Below are 17656 nucleotides of genomic sequence, written 5' to 3'. Positions count from 1 at the left end.
GGGTCGTCGGCGCGCTCACCGGGGGATCATGGCTTCCCGAAGCCCTGTGCGCCCAGCACGGAGCCGCCCTCGGTGCCCTCGACGAGCTGGACCCACCTCCGGGCGAGGTCGGCCTGGGGGGCGTCCTTGACGACGGCGATCGGGTAGTCGGTCCTCGCCTGGGACGACTCGGGGAAGCTCACGCCCTGGACCCGGCCCTTCGAGGCGTTGACGTCGGTGACGTAGACCAGGCCCGCGTCCGCGTTGCCGGACGAGACCTTGGAGAGGACCGACTTCACGTCCGGCTCCTCGGAGACCGCCGGGATGTCGATCCCGGTGGCCTTCTCGATCCTGGCCGTGGCCGAGCCGCACGGCACCTGCGGCGCGCAGACGACGGTCTTGAGCTCCGGCTCGGCGAGGTCCGCGAACGCCGCGATCGCCTTGGGGTTGCCGGGGGCGGTCGCGATCTGCAGGACGTTGGTCGCGAACACCGTGGGTGCGGCCGCGGTGAGCTGCGCGTCCGTGACCGTCTTCATCGTCGCGTCGCTGGCGGCGGCGAAGACGTCCGCGGGTGCGCCGTTGACGATCTGCTGGGCCAGGTCGGACGAGCCGCCGTAGTTGAGCACGACGTCGACGCCCGGGTTCTGCGCCTCGAAGGTCTTCTCCAGCGCGGTGAACGACTCGGTGAGCGAGGCGGCGGCGAAGACCGTCAGGGTGCGCGACTCGGCGGCGCCCCCGCTGCTCGGGGCCTGCGACGGCGAGCTGCACGCCGCGATGGCCACGGCCAGACCTGCGACGCCGCAGACGAGCAGACGCTTCATGAGCTTCCTCCGGGGATCTCCACCACGACGTCCGTGGACTCGATGACGGCGACCGCCGTCGACCCGGGTCCCGACCCGAGGTCGCGGACCGCCTCACTGCTCATGGGCGAAGGCGTCCGCGGCGGCGGGCGTATGCCCCGCGTCGACCCACCGACGCACGGTGTCGTCGCTGACTCCGAGCAGCCGGGCTGGCTCGGTATCCGGAACTGCGGCACGGTGCGGATCCTATGTCCGCGGATGCGTGGATATCCAGCGGGCTTTGTTAATGCATCTGCATTGTGGTCTCATGTGCGCGTGGACTTCGAACCGAGCGCCGTCGCTGCCGACTACGCCAAGCGCATGCGTGCGTTCCTGGACGAGGAGGTACTCCCCGCCGAGGCCGCGTACGACGCGTTCCGGGCCGAGCGGCGAGGCACGCCGCAGGAGTGGGACCTGCCCCCGGTCGTCGAGGAGCTGAAGGCCAGGGCTCGCGAGCGGGGCCTGTGGAACCTGTTCCTGCCCGCGGTCTCCGGGCTGTCCAACCTGGACTACGCCGCCGTGGCGGAGGTGTCCGGCTGGTCGCCGGTCATCGCACCCGAGGTGATCAACTGCCAGGCCCCGGACACCGGGAACATGGAGACGCTGCACCTGTTCGGCACGCCCGAGCAGAAGGAGCAGTGGCTCACCCCGCTGCTCGAGGGCGAGATCCGGTCCGCGTTCGCGATGACCGAGCCTCAGGTGGCGTCGTCGGACGCGACGAACATCGAGACCCGGATCGACCGGGACGGCGACGACTACGTCATCAACGGCCGCAAGTGGTGGATCTCCGGAGCGGCGGACACGCGCTGCCAGATCTTCATCGTGATGGGCAAGACCGACACCGAGGCGGCCCGGCACCGCCAGCAGTCGATGGTGCTCGTGCCGCGGGACACCCCCGGCGTGGAGATCACCCGACACCTGCCGACCTTCGGCTACCAGGACCAGCACGGGCACTCCGAGATGCGGTTCACCGACGTCCGGGTGCCCGCGACGAACCTGCTCGGCGAGGAGGGCGGCGGGTTCGCCATCGCGCAGGCGCGCCTCGGGCCGGGCCGGATCCACCACTGCATGCGGCTGATCGGGATGGCCGAGCGCGCGGTCGAGCTGATGGTGCGCCGGGCGAAGGACCGGGTGGCGTTCGGCCGCCCGCTGGCCGAGCAGGGTGTGGTGCGCGAGCAGATCGCGTTGTCCCGCATGGAGATCGAGCAGGCGCGCCTACTGGTGCTCAAGACCGCCTGGCTGATCGACCGCTACGGCGCCAAGGGCGCGGCCACGGAGATCGCCTCGATCAAGGTCGTGGTGCCGCGGATGGCGTGCACGGTCATCGACCGCGCCATGCAGGTCCACGGCGGCGCGGCGATGAGCGACGACACCCCGCTCGCCTACTTCTACACCTGGGCCCGCGCCCTGCGCTTCGCCGACGGCCCGGACGAGGTCCACATCCGCTCCGTCGCCCGCGAGGAGCTGGGCCGCCACTGACCCGACCGCGCTGAGAGCACGTTTCGTGTTGTCAGCGCGGTCCGACTCACGCTGAGAGCACGTTTCGTGCGGTCAGCGCGGCATGATCGCCGGTTCCGTGCGCTCAACGCTGTCCGCACCGCGCCGAGAGCACGAGACTGGGCCGATGGACCCGTTCGCCGACGCCCTGCACCGCGCGACCGCTGCCGCCCTCGCCTTCCGGGCGGGGGTGGCCGAGCGCCCGGTGGGGCGACCGGTGGACCCCGCGGGCCCGGGGTTCGACGGCCCCCTCCCCCGCACCGGCACCCCGCCCGGTGAGGTGGTCGACGCGCTGGTGGCGGCGGCGGAGCCCGGGTTGGTCGCGAGCGTCGGGCCGCGGTACTTCGGGTTCGTGGTCGGCGGGGCGCTGAGCTCGGCGACCGCCGCGGACGTCCTCGCCGCGGCCTGGGACCAGAACGCCTTCACCGCCGTGATGTCCCCGGCCGCGGCGGCCGCCGAACGGACCGCGGGGCGGTGGCTGGTGGAGCTGCTCGGCCTGCCGTCGACGGCCTCGGTCGGGTTCGTGACCGGCGGCCAGGCCGCGAACACGGTCGGGCTCGCCGCGGGCCGCCACCACGTGCTGGCCGCCGCGGGCTGGGACGTCGAGGCGGACGGCCTGGGCGGCGCCCCGCCGCTCCGGATCGTGGCGAGCGAGGAGCGGCACGCCACCGTGGACCGCGCGGCCCGGCTGCTCGGCCTGGGCCGCAACGCCGTGGACCCCGTGTCGACACGACCGGACGGCGCGATCGACGTCGCCGACCTGGCCCGGGTCCTGCGCACGGGGAGCGGCCCCGCCGTCGTCTGCCTCCAGTCCGGGAACGTGAACACCGGCGCCTGCGACGACCTGCGCGCGGCCGTGGCGGTGGCCCGCGAGCACGGCGCCTGGGTGCACGTCGACGGCGCCTTCGGCCTCTGGGCCGCGGCCGCCCCGACACTCGAGCACCTCGTCGACGGCCGCGAGCTCGCCGACTCCTGGGCGTGCGACGGCCACAAGTGGCTCAACGTCCCCTACGACTGCGGGTTCGCGATCTGTGCCCACCCGGCGACCCACGCCGCGGCGCTCGGCTACACCGCCGCCTACCTCCCCGGCGCGGGGGACGCCCAGCTCGGCGACCTGGTCCCGGAGTCCTCCCGGCGCGCCCGGGGCTTCGCGGTCTGGGCGGCGCTGCGCGAGCTCGGCGCGGACGGGGTGGCCGAGGTCGTCGAACGCGGCCACCGGCTGGCTCGCCGGTTCGCCGACCGCCTCGCCGCGGGCGGCGTCGAGATCCCCGCGCCCGTGGTGCTGAACCAGGTGCTGGCGGGGTTCGGCGACCGGACGGACGAGGTAATCGCGGCGGTCCAGGCGGATGGCACCTGCTGGGCGGGCGGCACGACCTGGCGCGGGCGGCGGTGGATGCGCCTGTCGGTCAGCAATGCCACCACCGCCGAGGAGGACGTCGACCGCTCGGCCGCCGCGGTCCTCCGCATCGCCGCCCGCTGACCCCTCGCGCCGCCCCTCGAGACGTCCGGACGCGCGACACCACCGCCCGCGAGTCTGGGAGGGGACGCCGGCGCGGCCACCCCCGCGATCGGCATCCTCGAGACCGAGGTGTGGGGCACCCCATCCCGCCCGGAGAGTGATCCTCACCTTCCGGACAGGACGCCCGCCCGCTCCTGCGCCCCGCCACACCTTCTGACTCCGCATCTGCGGAGCCTCTGACCTGCCGTTTCGAGCCGCGCCGTGGAGAACGGTGTCGACGGCTACCCTCGTGGTGTGACGGCTTCCAACACGGTCCCCCTGGGTCTCCCCGCCCTGCGGAGCGCTCCTCCCGCGGACCCGTCACGACCGGCCGATCCACGCCTGGTGGACACCTTCGGCCGGGTCGCGACGGACCTGCGGATCTCCCTCACCGACCGCTGCAACCTGCGCTGCACCTACTGCATGCCCGCCGAGGGCCTGGACTGGATGCCGCGCGAGGAGCAGCTCACCGACGCCGAGCTGATGCGGCTGATCACGATCGCCGTGCGGGACCTCGGCATCCACGAGCTGCGCTTCACCGGCGGCGAGCCGCTGCTGCGCAAGGGCCTCGAGGAGCTCATCGCCGCGTCCGCCGCGCTCGAGCCGCGCCCGGACATCTCGTTGACCACCAACGGGATCGGCCTCGCGCGCCGCGCCGAGTCGCTGGCCGCGGCCGGGGTCAACCGGCTCAACGTCTCGATGGACACCCTGCGCCCCGAGCGGTTCGCGACCATCACCCGCCGGGACCGCCTGTCCGACGTGTTGGACGGGCTCGCCGCGGCCCGCGCCGCCGGACTGAACCCGGTCAAGATCAACAGCGTGCTGCTGCGCGGGATGAACGACGACGAGGCCGCGGACATGCTCGCGTTCGCCGTCGAGTACGGCTACGAGCTGCGGTTCATCGAGCAGATGCCGCTGGACGCCCAGCACGGCTGGGAGCGCAGCGAGATGATCACGGCGGGCGAGATCATGGAGCGGCTCTCCGCCCGGTTCACGCTGACGCCGGACGGCGAGGCCCGCGGCGGCGCCCCGGCCGAGCGCTACCTGGTCGACGGCGGCCCGGCCCGGGTCGGCGTCATCGCCTCGGTCACCCGGCCCTTCTGCGGCGCCTGCGACCGCACCCGGCTCACCGCGGACGGCCAGGTCCGCTCCTGCCTGTTCGCCCGCACCGAGACCGACCTGCGCGCGCTGCTGCGCGGCGGGTCCACGGACGCCGAGATCGCCGAAACCTGGCGGATCGCGATGTGGGGCAAGCTCGCGGGCCACGGCATCGACGACCCCGGCTTCCTGCAGCCGGACCGCCCGATGAGCGCGATCGGCGGCTGAGGAGGATGCACCCGTGACCCAGACCCTGACCCGCACCGTCGAGGTCCGCTACTTCGCCGCCGCCAGGTCGGCCGCGGGCCGCGACTCCGAGACCGTCGACGTCCCGGCGGGCGCCACCGTCGCCGACCTGGCGACCCTGCTCACCGAGCGGAACGGCCCGGAGTTCGCCAAGGTCGTCGGCCGCTGCTCGTACCTGCTGGACGAGGTGGCCGTGCGCGATCACGACCGCGAGATCCCGCAGGGCGCGGTCGTCGACGTCCTCCCCCCGTTCGCCGGGGGCTGACCACGGGCTGCGGGCCCCTCGACACGACGCCGGCCTGCCGCCGCAGCACCTCACCCGGCTGCACCGGGGAACCATCCCGCCCCAGCCCCGAGCAGACGTCGAAACGCCGACAGGGTTCACACCTGCACACCCGTGATCACGCGCTGCGGTAGGAGGGTGCCGGCTCCGGCACCGGCGAACCGCACCCGGCGATCGCTGCGCGAGGGACCACGTGCCTGCCGCGGATCACCGGGACAATGGCCGGTCATGACGGTCTACTGGGTCAACACGTTCACCGCCGTCCACGACGAGGAGCGCATGCGGCGCTACGCCGCGCTCGCCGGACCGGCGATGCTCGCGGGCGGCGGGCGGTTCCTCGCCCGGGGGAACCCGGTCGACGTGCTGGAGGGGTCGGCGCTGCGGACGACCGTCATCGCGTTCCCGGACGCGGCCGCCGCGCGGGCCGCCTACGAGTCCGCCGCCTACCAGGAGGCCCTGCGCGTCCTCGGGGACTCCGCGACCAGGGAGATCCGCGTTCTCGCCGCCGTCGAGGAGTGACGCCCGGGCCTCACTCCGCCAGGGAACGGAAGGACGGCCAGTGCCCGCCCGCAGTGGTGGTCGACTCCGCCGCGAGGACGGCGTGCACGACCGCCCGGCTCACCACGGCGGCGGCCGCGGCGTGGAGCGCGAAGAGCCCCTCGGGTCCGGGGGTCGGGCGGCCCCCGGTGGCGAGGCCGAAGATCGTGTCCCCGTCCATGACGGTGTGCACCGGATCCAGGGCGCGGGCGTAGCCGTCGTGGGCCACCGTGGCGAACCGGCCGCAGCCGGTCTTGTCCAGCGCGGCGTCGGTGGCGACCACCGCGAGGGTCGTCGCGGTGCCGGGGGTCGGAGCGGAGGCTCGGCGCTGCACCTCGGCCAGCCGCTCGAGCGAGGCGCGGAGCTGCGGGAACTCCTCCGGGAGCCCGTGGCGGGCGCCGAGCAGCTCACCCGTCGCGGGGTGCACGGGCGAGCCCACCGCGTTGACGGCCACCAGTGCGCCGACGGTCGTGCCGTCCGGCAGCACCGCGCTCGCCGTGCCGATCCCGCCCTTCAGCCCGCCCGCGACGGCCCCGCGGCCGGCGCCGACCACGCCCATCTCGACGGGCCCGGCGGAGGCGGCGTCGTAGGCGGCGGCGCCGGTCGCGGCGGTGGGCCGGGCGTCGAACCGGCCGCCGCGGCCGAGGTCGAACAGCACCGCGGCGGGCACGATCGGCACCGGCCCACCGGGCACGGGGAAGCCCTCACCCGCCGCCTCCAGGCGCTCCATCACACCGTGCGCCGCGGCCAGCCCGTAGGCGCTGCCGCCGCTGAGCACGATCGCGTGGACGCGGTCCACGGTGGCCCCGGGTCGCAGCAGGTCGGTCTCGCGGGTGCCGGGGGCCGCGCCGCGGACGTCGATCCCGGCCGCGGCGCCGCCTGGTGGGCAGACGACGACGGTGGTGCCGGACAACCCGTCCGCGAGCGCGGCGTGCCCGACCCGCAGGCCTGCGACGTCGGTGAGGGCGTTGAGAGGTCCGGGCCGCATGCCTGCAGTCTCCCGCGCCGCCGGGTGCGCCGGCGACCGGGCCACGCGGGGCGGGACAGGCTCAGTCCCGCTCGACCCGCACGTCCCCGACCGGGACCGCACCGTCGCACCGCACGTCCACCCGGACCTCCGAGTCGTCCACCGTGGACTCGAAGGTGACTCGCGGCCCGCCGTCCTCCCGCTCGTTCTTCGACTCCCACCCCTGCGCCGGGCTCACCGACACGATCTGCGGACCCGGGCAGGAGGCGACGACCGTCCCGCCCGGTGCCGCCGACACGACCGCCGCCGAGCCGGGAGCGTCCGACACGGGTGCCACCGGGGAGGGGGCGGGCTCGGCGGACAGCCGTGCGTCGACCTCGGCGGCGGTGAGCGGCCGCGGACCCGCCGAGGTGATCCCGCTGCCGACCCCGCCGACCGCCCAGAGCCCGGCCAGGACGGCGGCCGCCGCGACGACCGCCCAGAGCGCGACCAGGCCCGCGGATCGGATCATGGGGGGCAGTCTCCCCGGCGCGGGGTTAACGGCCGGCTAAGGCGCCCCTATCGGGGTCCTGCGCGGGCCCCGGTCCGGGGCGTCCGTGGCCTACGGTTCCGCTGTGGCCCAGGTACTCCTCGTCGAGGACGATCCGGCGATCCGGACCGCGCTGATCCGCGGGCTCACCGAGCGCGGACACGCCGTGGACTCCGCCGCCGCGGGCATGGCGGGCCTGCAGGCGGCGGTCGGCAACGCCCCGGACATCGTGGTGCTCGACCTCGGCCTGCCGGACGTCGACGGCACCGTCGTGCTGCGGATGCTGCGCGGCGCCAGCCGGGTCCCGGTGATCGTCGCGACCGCCCGGGACGACGAGCAGGAGATCGTCGCCGTGCTCGACGCCGGCGCGGACGACTACCTGGTCAAGCCCTTCGGCGCCGCCCAGCTGGACGCCCGGATCCGCGCGGTGCTGCGCCGCGGGGACGGGGCGCGCCCGGACGAGACCGTGGTCGTCGGCGGGCTGCGGGTCGACCCGCGCGGGCGGCGCGCCGTGCTCGACGGCCGCGAGCTCGACCTCACCCCGCGCGAGTTCGACCTGCTGCACCACCTGGCGGCGCGGGCGGACGAGGTCGTCGGCAAGCGCGAGCTGCTGACCGAGGTCTGGCAGCTGCCCTACGGCGGCGCGGACAAGACGGTCGACGTCCACCTGTCCTGGCTGCGGCGCAAGCTCGGCGAGACCGCGCAGGCGCCGCGCTACCTGCACTCGGTCCGCGGGGTCGGCGTGAGGGTGTCCGCTCCCGATGCGTAGGCGGGTCCTGCTCCTGGTCGCGGCGATCACCACGCTGCTGCTGCTGGCGTTCCTCGTCCCGCTGGCCGTGCTGGTCCGGACCGTCGCCGAGGACCGTGCCGTGGCGACGGCGACCGCCGAGGCCCAGTCGCTCGTCCCGCTCGTCGCCACCACCGACCGCGAGTCGCTGCGACTCGCCGTGGAGCAGGTGTCGGGGGTCGCCGTGTTCCTCCCCGACGGGACGGTGCTCGGCTCGGCGGACCGGACGCCGCTGGTGGAGCTGGGATCCCGCGGGGTCAGCGCCTCGGCGGAGGTCCCGGGCGGGCGGGAGATCGTCACCGCGGTACGGGACCGGTCCGGGGCGGGCGGGGCGGTGCGCGCCTTCGTCCCCGACGCCGAGCTGACCCGCGGGGTCGCCCGGTCCTGGCTGATCCTCGCCGCGCTCGGGGTGGCGCTGCTGGCCGTCGGGCTGCTGCTCGGCGACCGGCTCGCCCGTGCCTTCGTGCGCGGCGCGACCGACCTGGCGGGGGTGTCGGAGCGGCTCGCCCGCGGCGAGCTGCAGGCCCGCGCCGATCCCGCCGCGCCCGGCGAGCTGGGCTCGGTCGCCCGCGCGCTCAACGGCCTGGCGGCCCGGATCAGCGAGCTGCTGCACGAGGAGCGGGAGTCCGTCGCGGACGTCGCGCACCGGGTGCGGACACCGCTGACCGCCCTGCGGCTGGAGGCCGAGTCGCTGGGAGACCCGGCCGAGGCCGCGCGGATCGGCGCCGCGGTGGACGAGGTCGCCCGCGCGGTGACCGGCGCGATCGCCCAGGCCCGGCAACGCGGCGGCGACACCGGGAACGCGGATGCCGCCGCGGTCGTCGCGGAGCGGGTGGCGTTCTGGGCCGTCCTGGCGGAGGACACCGACCGGCCGGTGACCGTGGACCTCGCCCCCGGGCCGCTGCCCGTCGCGATCGGTCGCACCGACCTCGCCGCGCTGGTCGACGCCCTGTTGGGCAACGTCTTCGCCCACACCCCGGACGGCACCGCCTTCGCCGTCCGGCTGCGCGCCACCGGGGCGGGCGCCGAGCTGGAGGTCGCCGACGCCGGCCCCGGTCCGCCCGATGCGAAGGTCCTCGGCCGGGGGGTCAGCGGCGCGGGCTCCACGGGGCTGGGCCTGGACATCGCGCGACGCAGCGCGGAGCGGTCGGGGGGTGGGCTGCGGCTGGAGTCGGCGGGCGGGTTGCGGGTGGTCGTGGAGCTCGGGCGCGGCTGACCGGCCCGGGCACCCCTCGGCGGCGGAGGCCCGGTTGAGACGGTGGCGCGGCGGCCGGGCCGTCCTGGCGGGGCTCAGCGGCGGGCGCTCGCGGGGTCCCCGCGCTCCGCGGGAGCGACCGCGCGCCGGTCGAGAAGGATCGTCGAGGTCAGTGCCCCGCCGAGCCCGCGCCGATCGGCGGTGGCGAGAATTCCGATCAGTCCGGCCAGGCCCCACAGCCCCGCCCACCCACCGGAGGACTCCAGGCCCTGGAGCAGCACGTAGCCCCCGGTCCCGAGCAGGCTCCGGGCGAGCAGGACGGCCCGGCCGGGGACGCCGCCGTCGCGCAGGGCGGGGCGCAGCAGCACCGCCCGCTGCCCCGGCGTCCCGCCGCGGCCCCGCATCGGGAGCAGCACGAACAGCAGCGCGAACGGCACCCAGGTCCCCAGCAGCGTGCTCGCCGAGGACACCCACGGCGCCTGCCCGTCCCCACCCGCCAGCAGCACGACGGCGGCGAGCCCTGTCGCGAGCAGCGCCCCGGTCAGCCAGGCCCCCAGCAGGTCGCAGACGACCCCGAGCAGCCTGCGCGGGATCGTGACCGGGCGCGGCGCGCCCGGCTCGCCTGCGAGGCGCTGGCCGGGCACGAACCGCAGCAGGGGCGCGACCAGCCCGCCGAGCAGGGCGCCCGCGGTGTTGGCGATCAGGTCGTCGACGTCGAACAGCCGGTACGGGCAGGGGTAGAGGAACCAGACGCCGGTGAGCTGGGTGACCTCGATCAGCGCCGAGACCGCGGCGCCCGCGAGCGTCACCGTGAGCACCGAGCGGCGCCCGAGGTGGCGCAGCAGCGCGCCGAGCGGAACGAAGAGCGCGACGTTGAACAGCACCTGCAGCGCCGCGGGATTGCGCAGCGGGTTCGCCATGTCGTAGGTCGCGATGTCGGCCACGAAGGCGAACGGGTGCAGCTGCGCGCCTGCCCGGGCGATCCGGCTCGTGCACAGGGTGCCGTCGGAGGCGGGGAGCGGCAGCAGCGTGTAGGTGACGAGGGCCAGCGCGTAGACCAGCGAGGACGCGGCCAGCAGGGCGTGCCCCCAGCCGACCCGCCCGCGGCGGCGGTAGCTCGCGGCGACGTAGGGCACGAAGAGGGCGAGGGCGAGCACCACCCCGCCGCCGATGGCGAGCAGGGCGGGTACGAGCGGGTCGTTCACGGCGTCCAGCCTGGTCGTCGCGGCGGCCCGGCGCGTCCCCCCACCGGCTGATCATCGGGCCCGACCGGGCTTAGCCCCGCGTTAGGGGCTCGGCAGCGCGGTCTTGGTGATCATCGCGGAATCGTGCGGGGCACACCGGATGAAAGGACCTCCCCATGAAGACCCGACTGTTCGTCCTCGCGGGCGCCACCGCCGCCCTCCTCGTCGCCGCGGGCGGCATCGCCCTCGCCTCCAACGGCGCCGACGACCGGCCGATCGGCGCGGCGACCCTCGTCGCCCCGGCGCCCGCGGGCTCCCCGACGACCGCGGCCTCCCCAACGCCCGCGGCCTCCCCGACGACCGTCGCCCCCGCACCCGCTCCGACGCTCGACCGCGCCGCGGCCGAGCGCATCGCGCTGGACCACGTCGGCGGCGGGCGGATCACCGACGGCACCGAGCTGGAGTGGGAGCACGGCGCGCAGGTCTGGGAGGTGGAGGTGAACCACACCCGGGACCTGCACGTCGACGCCGCCTCCGGCGCGGTCACCCGCGACCGCCTGGACGACTGAGCCCCCGGCACCACACGCGAGAGGGCGCCCCCGCACGGTGTGGGGGGCGCCCTCTCCGCGTGCGCGAGCGGTCAGCTGGCGCGCAGCCGCCGCACGATCACGAAGATCGCCACCAGCACGGCGAGCACGCCCGCCACCGGCACGAGCCGCTTGATGACCGGGGCACCCGCGGTGTCCAGCAGGTCGATCGCGTCGATGTTGCTCTTGACCGGGGCCGGCTTGACCGGCGTGGTCGCGGCGGTCGGCGCGGTCGCGGAGGGCGACGGCGCGGCGGCCGCACCCGTCACCGTGGCCGCGGACTCCGGCTCCGGGTGCTCCTCGGTCAGCTTGTCCGCCAGGCACGAGGCGAACTGGCCGATGATCTTGTCCGCGACGTCCGAGATCACGCCGCGGCCGAACTGGGCCGGGCGGCCGGTGATCGTCATGTCCGTGGCCATCGTGACCTCGGTCTTGTCCGGACCGTCGGCCTTCATCGTGCCGGTGACCTTGGCCTTCGCCGTGCCGTTGCCACGCGAGTCACGACCGCTGGCGTCGATGACGACCGTGTGGTTCGCGTCGTCCCGGTCGATGTAGGTGCCCTTGCCCTTGTACGTCAGCGAGATCGGGCCGAGCTTGACCTTGACCGTGCCGGTGAACGAGTCACCGGTGTACTCGGTGAGGGTGGCACCGGGGAAGCAGGGGGCGACCGTCTCGGGGTTGTTCAGGGCCGCCCAGGCCGCCTCGATGGGCGCGGCGATCGTGAACTTGTTCTCCAGCTGCATGAGCTCCAGTCTCCTCGTCGCGAGCGCGTCTGTGGGAAAACGGGCGGACGCCCGCCCGGATGACCGGGCGGGCGTCCTACCCGTCTCGCGAGGTGCTCAGCCCGCGGCGGCCAACACCGCGCGGCCGGTGAGCACTCTGGCCAGGTGTTCACGGTAGTCCGCGGCGGCATCGGCGTCACTCGGAGCGGCGGTGCCCTCCGTGACATGTTCGGCCGCGGCCTTCGCCGCGTCCGCGGAGGCCTGCTGCCCGACGAGTGCGGCCTCGACCCCGCTCGCCCGGATCGGGGTGGTGCCCATGTTGGTCAGCCCGACCCGCGCCTCGGAGATCGACCCGCCGTCCACCTTCAGCGCCACGGCGATGGCCACCATCGACCACGCCTGCGCGACCCGGTTGAACTTCTCGTAGTGCGTCTTCCAGCCCGTGTACTTCGGGAACCGCATCTCGGTGAGGATCTCGCCCTCGCCGATCGCGGTGGTGAAGTAGTCCACGAAGAAGTCGCTCGCCGAGACCGTGCGCGTGCCGTCCGCGCCCGCGATCACGAACTCCGCCTCGAGCGCCAGCGCGACGGCGCCCAGGTCACCGGCCGGGTCGGCGTGCGCGAGCGCCCCGCCGAGGGTGCCGCGGTGGCGCACCTGCGGGTCCGCGACGGTCTCGGTGGCCTGCTGGAGCAGCGTGAGGTGCTGCTTCACCAGGTCGTCCCGCATGACGTCGTGGTGCGGGACCATCGCGCCGATGGCGATCCGGTCCCCCTCCTCGCGGATCTGCCGCAGCTCGGCGATCCCGCCGAGGTCGATGACCACCGACGGAGCCGCCATCCGCAGCCGCAGCACGGGGAGCAGGCTCTGCCCGCCCGCGAGGATCTTGGCGTCCTCCCCGCCCTCGCGCAGCGCCGTGACCGCCTCCGCGACGCTCGCGGGCTTGACGTAGTCGAACTTCGCCGGGATCACTGGACCTCTCCCTGGGGGTTGTTCGGGTCGATCGAGCCGAGGCCCGCGCCCGGCGAGTGGGTGTCGATCGGGGTCTCCTGGGTGGAGTGCCCCTGCGCGGCCTGGATGGCCCGCCAGACGCGCTGTGAGGTCGTCGGCATCTCGATGTCCTTGACGCCGAGGTGCCGCACGGCGTCGAGCACGCCGTTGACGATCGCCGGGGTCGAGGCGATGGTGCCCGCCTCGCCGACGCCCTTGACGCCCAGCGGGTTCGACGTGGCCGGGGTGCTCACGATCTCGGTCGTGAAGCTCGGCAGGTCGGCTGCGGACGGCAGCGTGTAGTCGACGAAGGTGCCGTTGACCAGGGTGCCCTGGTCGTCGTAGTTGGCCTCCTCGAACAGCGCCTGCGCGATGCCCTGGGCGAGGCCGCCGTGCACCTGACCCTCGGCGATGAGCGGGTTGACCACGTTGCCGATGTCGTCGACGCAGACGTACTGGCGCAGGGTGACCCGGCCGGTGTCGGTGTCGACCTCCATCGCCGCGAGGTGCGTGCCGTGCGGGAAGGAGAAGTTCTCCGGGTCGTACACGGCGTCCGAGTCCAGGCTCGGCTCGATGCCCTCGGGGTAGTCGTGCGCCATGAACGCGGCGAAGGCGATCTCCTGGATGGCCTTGCCCGCCCCGGTGCCCCGGACGGTGAACTGCCCGGCGTTGAACTCGATGTCGGAGACGTCCGCCTCGAGCATGTGCGCCGCGAACTTCTTCGCCTTCTCGATGACCTTGTCCGCGGCCATCGTGATCGCGATGCCGCCGACGACGAGCGAGCGGGACCCGTAGGTGTCCAGCCCCTTCGGCGAGGACGCGGTGTCGCCGTGCAGCACCTCGACGTCCTCGAAGGGCACGCCCAGCTTGTCCGCGACGATCTGGCTGAACGCGGTCTCGTGGCCCTGACCGTGGGCCGACGCCCCGGTGATCACCTCGACCTTGCCGGTGGCCAGCATGCGGATGCTGGCGGCCTCCCAGCCGCCCGCGCCGTACGCCAGCGACCCGAGGACGCGGGACGGGGCGAGACCGCACATCTCGGTGAAGGTCGAGATGCCGATGCCCAGCTGGACCCTGTCGCCGTTGGCGCGGCGCTCGGCCTGCTCACGGCGCAGCCCGTCGTAGTCGAAGAGCTCCTTGGCCCGGGCGGTGGCCTGCTCGTAGTCGCCCGAGTCGTAGGTCAGCCCGCACACCGTGGTGAACGGGAACTCCTCGTGCTTGATCCAGTTCTGCTCGCGCAGCTCCAGCGGCTCCCGGCCCAGCTCGACCGCCAGCTCGTCGATGATCCGCTCGATGCCGAACGTGGCCTCGGGCCGCCCGGCGCCGCGGTAGGCGTCCGTGAGCGTCTTCGTGGTGAAGACGTTCGTGGTGGAGAAGCGGTAGGCCGGGACCTTGTAGATCGCGTTGAACATGAACGCGCCCAGCACCGGCACACCCGGACCGACGAGGCCCAGGTACGCGCCCATGTCGGCGAGCAGCTTCACGTCCAGGCCGGTGATCGTGCCGTCCTTCTTGGCCGTGATCGTGATGTCCTGGATCTGGTCGCGGCCGTGGTGCGCGGTGAGCATGCACTCCGACCGGGTCTCGGTCCACTTGACCGGCTTGCGCAGCTTCTGCGCCAGCAGGACCGTCATCATCTCCTCGGGCAGCACACCGATCTTGCCGCCGAAGCCGCCGCCCACGTCCGGGGCGATGACGCGCAGCTTCGACTCCGGCACCCCGAGGGTCACCGTGGTCATGGTGCGCAGGATGTGCGGGACCTGGGTCGCGGCCCAGATGACGATCTGCTCGCCGGTCGGGTCGACGACGCAGGAGCGCGGCTCCATGAACGCCGGGACCAGCCGCTGCTGGCGGAACCGGCGCTTGACCACGACCTGGTCCGGGTCGGCCTCGGCCGCGGCGATGGCGTCGGACACCGAGCCGCCGGTGCCCGCCTCTCCGGAGTCGAAGACCCAGGTGGCGGACTCGTTGGTGCCCAGGTCGGGGTGGACGAGCGTGGCGCCCTCGGCGAGCGCGGCCTCCATGTCCAGCACCGGGTCCAGCGGGTCGTAGTCGACCTCGACGAGCTCGGCGGCGTCCTTGGCCTCGGCCAGCGTGCGGGCGACGACGACGGCGACGCCCTCACCGGCGAAGTGGACGGCGTCCTTGGCCAGGACCGGGCGCTGCGGAGCCTTCTGGTCCGGCGTGATCGGCCAGGCGCAGGGCATCCCGACGGCCTCGGCGCCCAGGTCGGCGAGGGTGTAGACGCCGTGCACGCCCGGGGCCTTCTTGGCCTCGGCGGTGTCGATGCTCAGGATCTTCGCGTGCGAGAGCGGGGAGCGGACGACGGCGACGTGCAGGCATCCCGACGGCGTGATCGAGTCGGTGTAGCGGGTCCGGCCGGTGATGAGCCGCGCGTCCTCCTTGCGGGTGCGCGACTTGCCGAACTCGAGGGCGGTGCTGTCAGCGGTGGCGGTCATGTCAGTCCCCTGCCACGGGTGCGGGCTGTTCGGTCGGCACGGATGCGCCGGGCTTCATCATCTGCGCGGCGCGCTGCACCGAGCGGACGATGTTCTGGTAGCCGGTGCAGCGGCAGAGGTTGCCCTCGATGCCCTCACGCACCTCATGCTCGTCGGGATCGGGGTTGTCGCCCAACAGATCCACGGCAGCCATGATCATCCCCGGCGTGCAGTAGCCGCACTGCAGGCCGTGGCACTCGTTGAACGCCTTCTGCACGGGGTGCAGCTCACCGTCGCGGGCGAGGCCCTCGATGGTCAGGACCTCCGCGCCGTCCGCCTGCACGGCCAGAACCGAGCAGGACTTCACGCTCTGCCCGTTCAGGTGCACGGTGCAGGCGCCACAGTTGCTGGTGTCGCACCCGACCACGGTGCCGGTCTTGCCCAGACGTTCCCTGAGGTACTGGACCAGCAACATGCGGGGCTCGACCTCGTCGGCGTAGTTCACGCCGTCGACGGTCACCCGGACCTCTGCCATGAGTCTTCTCCCAACCGCGGTGGTGGTCGCGTCCCTCGGGGAGAGCCGCCGGTCGCCCGGCGCTCTCGGGCCGCCCGCTGTGGCGGCGACCACATCACACTCCCGATCATCACAGCGTGCAAGACGGCTCCGGCCCGTGGTCGACGCGGCGACCCGGGCTTTCCGAGCGGGTTCCGCACCCGCGGAGGCGCCTCGCCTGATACTCCGCACACGCGGCTCCAAGAACCCCGGTCATTCACCTGACCGGAGCAACCCCCTTGGGGGGTGCACCCGGCCGGACGGGCAGGAGGGCGGCGGCGTCGCGATGGCGCAGGGCACCCCACCAGAGGCCGGAGCCGTAGGCCAGGTCGTCCAGCCGGTGGGCGACCAGGTGGGTGAGCGGGTCGATGCGGACGTCGGCGTCCCGGTCCCGGTGCGTCCACCAGTCCCCCAGCCCCTCGGCCAGCGCCGCGAGCAGGACCGCGCGCCTGGCCCGCCGGGACACCAGCGCGGCCAGGGCCGCGAGCGGCCAGTGGTGGCGCAGCAGCGCGTCGCCGACCTGGAGGGCCGCGCCGGAGAGCCCCAGGGAGGCGAGCCGGAGGGCGGCCCCGCGGGGGTGGTCGAGCCGGGTCAGCTTGCGGGACAGGCGTTGCGCGGCCACCGCGGTGATCGCCGCCGCGGCCGGGACGGACCAGCGGCGCTGAGCGAGCAGCGCCGCACAGGCCGCCGCCGTCCACGGACTGAGCACCATCGGCGGCACGGCGCCGTGGTGGCGGCGGGCGAGCGGGGCGGCGCCGGTGCCGTAGTAGGCCTTGCGCAGCCACCAGGCCGCGGGCTCGGTGCGGTGGTCGTGCGCGACGCGCGAGCGCGGCTCGTACCGCAGCCGATGTCCCTCGGCGTGCAGCCGCAGCACCAGGTCGACGTCCTCGGCCACGCGCATGTCCTCGTCGAACCCGCGCCCGACGGCCGCCTTCCGCACCAGCATCGCCGCGCTCGGCACGTACGCGACACGGCTGCGGGGCACGATCAGGGCGGGATCGGGCCCGAGGTCGAGGCTCGAGCGCACGGCCTCGTAGCGGCCGAGCGCGGACCGCAGCCGGGCCGCGGGGCCGCGCTCTCGGGCATCGGCGGGGTGGAGCGCGACGATCCGGGGGGCGACCAGCGCGACCGTCGGGTCGGCGAGGTGCTCCAGCAGGGGATCGAGCCAGTCCCCCTGCGGCACGACGTCCGAGTCCAGGAACATCACCAGCGGGGTGGTCGCCGCGGCGAGCCCGGCGTTGCGGGAGGCGCTGGGCCCCCGCGAGGTCTCGTGCCGGATCACGGTGCCGTGCGCGGCCTTCACCGTGGCGGCGAGGGCCTCCGGGTCGGCGCCCCCGTCGTCGACGACGACGAGCGCCACCTCCGAGGGCAGGGTCGCCACCAGCGCGTCCAGGGGCCGGTCCTTCACCGGCACGACGACCGTGACCTCACTTCTCGTCGGACCGCCGGGAATGCCGGGTGCGGGGTGGGCGAGCCCCGCGTCGAGCAGGGTGCGGGCGAGGGCGCGGGTCAGCGGGTCGACCACGGTCAGCTCGTCGCGGTCCCCGAGCACCGCCTGCGCCCTCGGTACGAGGTGCACCAACCGCGGGGGCGCCCCGCCGAGCAGCGCGGCCCCGCCGTCGGTCCCGGCCAACCGCCGCGCCCGCCGGTCCACCACCACCCGCATCCCGTCCGGCGGCCCGCTCGCACCCACCCCCCGATCCCACCACGCCCCGGCCCCGCCGACACCC

At 74.5% G+C, this 17656-nt stretch carries 17 protein-coding genes and 1 pseudogene; 8 read left to right on the top strand and 10 right to left on the bottom strand.

Annotated features, from left to right (window positions below; genetic code table 11):
- Positions 1-26 precede the first annotated feature (26 nt).
- Positions 27-800 carry a molybdate ABC transporter substrate-binding protein gene (gene modA / locus ABD993_RS07270; RefSeq protein WP_345413985.1) on the bottom strand — a complete coding sequence of 258 codons (774 nt, stop codon included), beginning with the start codon at positions 798-800 and terminating at the stop codon, positions 27-29.
- Positions 797-1015, bottom strand: a pseudogene (locus tag ABD993_RS07265) (MerR family transcriptional regulator). Before ABD993_RS07265 ends, modA begins: the two are co-directional and overlap by 4 nt.
- A gap of 79 nt (positions 1016-1094) precedes the next feature.
- Between ABD993_RS07265 and ABD993_RS07260 the strand changes: the two are divergent.
- The 5 genes from ABD993_RS07260 to ABD993_RS07240 all read left to right on the top strand — a co-directional run bounded on the left by ABD993_RS07260 (position 1095) and on the right by ABD993_RS07240 (position 5959).
- Entirely contained in the window at positions 1095-2297 is a 1203-nt protein-coding gene (locus ABD993_RS07260) for an acyl-CoA dehydrogenase family protein (protein ID WP_345413984.1), read from the top strand.
- Between the two features lie 145 nt (positions 2298-2442).
- Positions 2443-3795 (top strand): pyridoxal phosphate-dependent decarboxylase family protein, encoded by a 1353-nt coding sequence (locus tag ABD993_RS07255; RefSeq protein WP_345413982.1) that lies wholly within the window; start codon positions 2443-2445, stop codon positions 3793-3795.
- Between the two features lie 297 nt (positions 3796-4092).
- Positions 4093-5139 carry a GTP 3',8-cyclase MoaA gene (gene moaA, locus ABD993_RS07250; RefSeq protein ID WP_345414013.1) on the top strand — a complete coding sequence of 349 codons (1047 nt, stop codon included), beginning with the start codon at positions 4093-4095 and terminating at the stop codon, positions 5137-5139.
- Positions 5140-5152: 13 nt separating this feature from the next.
- Positions 5153-5422, top strand: coding sequence for a MoaD/ThiS family protein (locus ABD993_RS07245; RefSeq protein WP_345413980.1), 270 nt, complete (start codon positions 5153-5155; stop codon positions 5420-5422).
- Positions 5423-5668: 246 nt separating this feature from the next.
- Entirely contained in the window at positions 5669-5959 is a 291-nt protein-coding gene (locus tag ABD993_RS07240; RefSeq protein ID WP_345413979.1) for a DUF1330 domain-containing protein, read from the top strand.
- A 10-nt stretch (positions 5960-5969) separates the two neighbouring features.
- Here the strand turns inward: ABD993_RS07240 and ABD993_RS07235 are convergent, their stop codons facing one another.
- Positions 5970-6965 carry a P1 family peptidase gene (locus ABD993_RS07235; RefSeq protein WP_345413977.1) on the bottom strand — a complete coding sequence of 332 codons (996 nt, stop codon included), beginning with the start codon at positions 6963-6965 and terminating at the stop codon, positions 5970-5972.
- A gap of 61 nt (positions 6966-7026) precedes the next feature.
- The gene (locus ABD993_RS07230) at positions 7027-7455 is read right to left on the bottom strand and encodes a hypothetical protein (protein ID WP_345413975.1); all 429 of its coding nucleotides are present in this window, start codon (positions 7453-7455) and stop codon (positions 7027-7029) included.
- A 103-nt stretch (positions 7456-7558) separates the two neighbouring features.
- On the opposite strand from ABD993_RS07230, the gene ABD993_RS07225 reads away from it, so the two are divergent.
- A complete protein-coding gene (locus ABD993_RS07225; protein ID WP_345413973.1) occupies positions 7559-8242 on the top strand; it encodes a response regulator transcription factor in 684 nt (227 codons plus the stop codon).
- Complete coding sequence (locus ABD993_RS07220) at positions 8235-9476, top strand: HAMP domain-containing sensor histidine kinase (RefSeq protein WP_345413971.1); 1242 nt, start codon at positions 8235-8237, stop codon at positions 9474-9476. The genes ABD993_RS07225 and ABD993_RS07220 overlap by 8 nt, the downstream gene beginning before the upstream one ends.
- Before the next feature lie 74 nt (positions 9477-9550).
- Here ABD993_RS07220 and ABD993_RS07215 read toward each other — a convergent pair whose 3' ends face one another.
- Positions 9551-10660: a VanZ family protein gene (locus tag ABD993_RS07215; protein WP_345413969.1), complete on the bottom strand. Its 1110-nt coding sequence runs from the start codon at positions 10658-10660 to the stop codon at positions 9551-9553.
- Positions 10661-10815: 155 nt separating this feature from the next.
- Between ABD993_RS07215 and ABD993_RS07210 the strand changes: the two genes are divergently transcribed.
- Positions 10816-11208 carry a PepSY domain-containing protein gene (locus tag ABD993_RS07210; protein ID WP_345413967.1) on the top strand — a complete coding sequence of 131 codons (393 nt, stop codon included), beginning with the start codon at positions 10816-10818 and terminating at the stop codon, positions 11206-11208.
- Positions 11209-11279: 71 nt separating this feature from the next.
- Here the strand turns inward: ABD993_RS07210 and ABD993_RS07205 are convergent, their stop codons facing one another.
- The 5 genes from ABD993_RS07205 to mftF all read right to left on the bottom strand — a co-directional run.
- A complete protein-coding gene (locus tag ABD993_RS07205; RefSeq protein ID WP_345413965.1) occupies positions 11280-11969 on the bottom strand; it encodes an SRPBCC family protein in 690 nt (229 codons plus the stop codon).
- A gap of 96 nt (positions 11970-12065) precedes the next feature.
- A complete protein-coding gene (locus ABD993_RS07200; protein WP_345413963.1) occupies positions 12066-12917 on the bottom strand; it encodes an FAD binding domain-containing protein in 852 nt (283 codons plus the stop codon).
- Entirely contained in the window at positions 12914-15394 is a 2481-nt protein-coding gene (locus tag ABD993_RS07195) for a xanthine dehydrogenase family protein molybdopterin-binding subunit (protein WP_345413961.1), read from the bottom strand. The genes ABD993_RS07200 and ABD993_RS07195 overlap by 4 nt, the downstream gene beginning before the upstream one ends.
- 1 nt (position 15395) lies before the next feature.
- Complete coding sequence (locus tag ABD993_RS07190) at positions 15396-15908, bottom strand: (2Fe-2S)-binding protein (RefSeq protein ID WP_345413960.1); 513 nt, start codon at positions 15906-15908, stop codon at positions 15396-15398.
- A gap of 235 nt (positions 15909-16143) precedes the next feature.
- Positions 16144-17656 (bottom strand): mycofactocin biosynthesis glycosyltransferase MftF (gene mftF / locus ABD993_RS07185; protein WP_345413958.1); only part of this gene is annotated, 1513 nt, incomplete at its 5' end.

The sequence above is a fragment of the Pseudonocardia xishanensis genome, from assembly GCF_039541715.1.
In the GTDB taxonomy this organism is placed as follows: Bacteria; Actinomycetota; Actinomycetes; order Mycobacteriales; family Pseudonocardiaceae; genus Pseudonocardia; species Pseudonocardia xishanensis.
Note: the sequence above shows the minus strand (reverse complement) of the source record. Positions and strands in the feature narration are given on the sequence as shown.

Coding starts and splice junctions, on each gene's coding strand:
- modA (WP_345413985.1), bottom strand. CDS start 800: ATGAAGCGTCTGCTCGTCTGCGGCGTCGCAGGTCTGGCCGTGGCCATC.
- ABD993_RS07255 (WP_345413982.1), top strand. CDS start 2,443: ATGGACCCGTTCGCCGACGCCCTGCACCGCGCGACCGCTGCCGCCCTC.
- ABD993_RS07240 (WP_345413979.1), top strand. CDS start 5,669: ATGACGGTCTACTGGGTCAACACGTTCACCGCCGTCCACGACGAGGAG.
- ABD993_RS07235 (WP_345413977.1), bottom strand. CDS start 6,965: ATGCGGCCCGGACCTCTCAACGCCCTCACCGACGTCGCAGGCCTGCGG.
- ABD993_RS07230 (WP_345413975.1), bottom strand. CDS start 7,455: ATGATCCGATCCGCGGGCCTGGTCGCGCTCTGGGCGGTCGTCGCGGCG.
- ABD993_RS07220 (WP_345413971.1), top strand. CDS start 8,235: ATGCGTAGGCGGGTCCTGCTCCTGGTCGCGGCGATCACCACGCTGCTG.
- ABD993_RS07210 (WP_345413967.1), top strand. CDS start 10,816: ATGAAGACCCGACTGTTCGTCCTCGCGGGCGCCACCGCCGCCCTCCTC.
- ABD993_RS07205 (WP_345413965.1), bottom strand. CDS start 11,969: ATGCAGCTGGAGAACAAGTTCACGATCGCCGCGCCCATCGAGGCGGCC.
- ABD993_RS07195 (WP_345413961.1), bottom strand. CDS start 15,394: ATGACCGCCACCGCTGACAGCACCGCCCTCGAGTTCGGCAAGTCGCGC.
- ABD993_RS07190 (WP_345413960.1), bottom strand. CDS start 15,908: ATGGCAGAGGTCCGGGTGACCGTCGACGGCGTGAACTACGCCGACGAG.